Annotated in this window: 3 protein-coding genes; 2 read left to right on the forward strand and 1 reads right to left on the reverse strand. The window is 73.9% G+C overall.

Features of this window, described 5'->3' with window-relative positions:
* A partial coding sequence (locus AB0G02_RS37585; protein ID WP_360804489.1) for a pentapeptide repeat-containing protein occupies positions 1-600 on the forward strand: 600 nt, incomplete at its 5' end.
* Between the two features lie 54 nt (positions 601-654).
* Here the strand turns inward: AB0G02_RS37585 and AB0G02_RS37590 are convergent.
* A complete protein-coding gene (locus AB0G02_RS37590; protein ID WP_360804491.1) occupies positions 655-1,167 on the reverse strand; it encodes a CGNR zinc finger domain-containing protein in 513 nt (170 codons plus the stop codon).
* Positions 1,168-1,365: 198 nt separating this feature from the next.
* On the opposite strand from AB0G02_RS37590, the gene AB0G02_RS37595 reads away from it, so the two are divergent.
* On the forward strand, positions 1,366-1,921 hold a 556-nt coding region (locus AB0G02_RS37595), incomplete at its 3' end, for a TetR/AcrR family transcriptional regulator (protein WP_360804494.1).

Genomic DNA, 1,921 nt, shown 5'->3' on the forward strand with positions numbered 1-1,921 from the left:
GGGGTGAGCATGGGGCTCAACGCGCCGTGGCGGGCGGCGGTGCAGCGGGAACTGGTGGCGCACCTGCGGCCGGGTGAGGACTTCTGGCCGGGGATGGACGTGGTGGCGCCGGGCGCGATCCTGGTGGACCTCGACCTGTCGGGGTGCCGGGTGAACCGGGTGGACCTGGTGGGCGCGGTGTTCCTGGGCGACGCGCGGTTCGAGGCGATGACGGTGACGGGGGACGCGAGCTTCGCGGGCGCGCGGTTCCTGCGGCACGCGGTGTTCACCGACGCGTTGTTCGCGCGGTCGGCGTCGTTCGGGATGGCGGTGTTCGCGGGCAACGTGTCGTTGCGGTCGGCGCAGGTGGCCGAGCAGCTGGTGTTCGCGCGGGCGAAGGTGTCGGGTCGGGCGGACCTGCGGCAGGCCGAAGTGTCGGGTCGGGCGGACTTCCGGCACGTGCGGTTCGGCGGGCGGGCGTTGTTCGGTGACGTGGTGTTCCACCAGGACGCGTGGTTCCGGCACGCCTGGTTCCGGGGGCGCACGGACGTGGGGTCGGCGTTGATCGGTGAGGCGGCGGAGTTCGGCAACGCCCGCTTCGGCCGCCGCGTCATGCAGTGAACCGTGTGCCGTGACCCCGTCCGGTCGGGCCGCGGCGGGTGGTGGGGTGGCGGGTCAGGCGGTGCGGGTGCGGTGGTCGGAGACGTGGACGCGGTTGGCGCAGCGGGTGGTGCAGAAGCGGCGGCGGCCGTTGCGGGAGGTGTCGACGTAGACGGTGCGGCAGCCGGGTCGGGCGCAGCGGCCGAGGCGGTCGGGATCCTCGCAGACGGCGTGGGCGAGGCCGGCGGCGGTGAACGCGCGGACGCGGTGGGGCGTGGGCGCGTGCTCGGGGGCGAAGTGCAGGTGGGGTGGCCGGTCGTCGTGGGTAGAGACGTAGGGCTTGGCGGCGGCTTCGGCGAGCAGGTCGTTGACCAGGGCGATCCGGTCGGGGGTGCGGTCGAAGACCGGGGAGAGGCGCGCGGCCCAGGCGGTGAGCTCGCGGGCCTGCCGGTCGTCCAGCTCGCCCAGGGGTTTGTAGCCGTGCTCGCGCAGCAGGTCGAGCAGGGTGTCGGCGCTGCTGTCGGGGTCGGCGTTGACCAGGGCGGCGGCGAGTTCGGCCGCGGCACCGCCGTAAGGGTTGAAATGCACTGAACCATGACACCACGCTGGTCGGGTGAACACCAGTTGTCCCGGTTGCGGGTGGCCCAGTTCCGAGCGGACCTACCCCGTGTCGTCGCACGGCGCGGTGGAGTACGTGCGGTGCGTGTGCGGGCTGTGGTTGGTGCTGGAGGCGGGGCGGGTGGTGGCGACGGCGGGTGGTCGGGGGTCGACTAGTGTCCCGTCACCGTGACGAGCCGTCGGGACCTGTTGTGCGACTGTGCGATCGCGGTGTTGGCGGCGGAGGGCGGTCGTGGTCTGACGCACCGGGCGGTGGACCGGGCGGCGGGTGTGCCGCAGGGCACGACGAAGAACTACTTCCCGTCGCGGGACGCGTTGCTGGGTGCGGCGGCGGCGCGGATGACGGCGTTGCACGCCGCGGCGGTGCGGCGGTTGCGGGAGACGACGCCGGAGGGGATCTCGGCGGCGGAGGTGGCGCAGCTGTACCCGGCGCTGTTGCGGCGGGCGGTGGTGGAGGACCCGACGCAGCTGCTGGCGATGGTGGAGCTGTACCTGGAGGCTGTGCGCCGGCCGGGGGTGCGTGAGGCGTTGGGGCGGATGGCGGTGTCCAACGCGCGGGCGGGCGCGGGGCTGCACGCGGCGGCGGGGTTGTCGAGCACGGCGCGGGACGCGGGCCTGCTGGACGCCTACTTCCTGGGGGTGGCGGTGTCGTTGTTGGCGTTGCCGGACGAGGCGTTGCGGGCGGTGGGGTTGGACGACCCGCACGCGGTGGGGCTGGGGTTGT

The organism is Actinosynnema sp. NPDC023658, from assembly GCF_040639995.1.
Classification (GTDB): domain Bacteria; phylum Actinomycetota; class Actinomycetes; order Mycobacteriales; family Pseudonocardiaceae; genus Actinosynnema.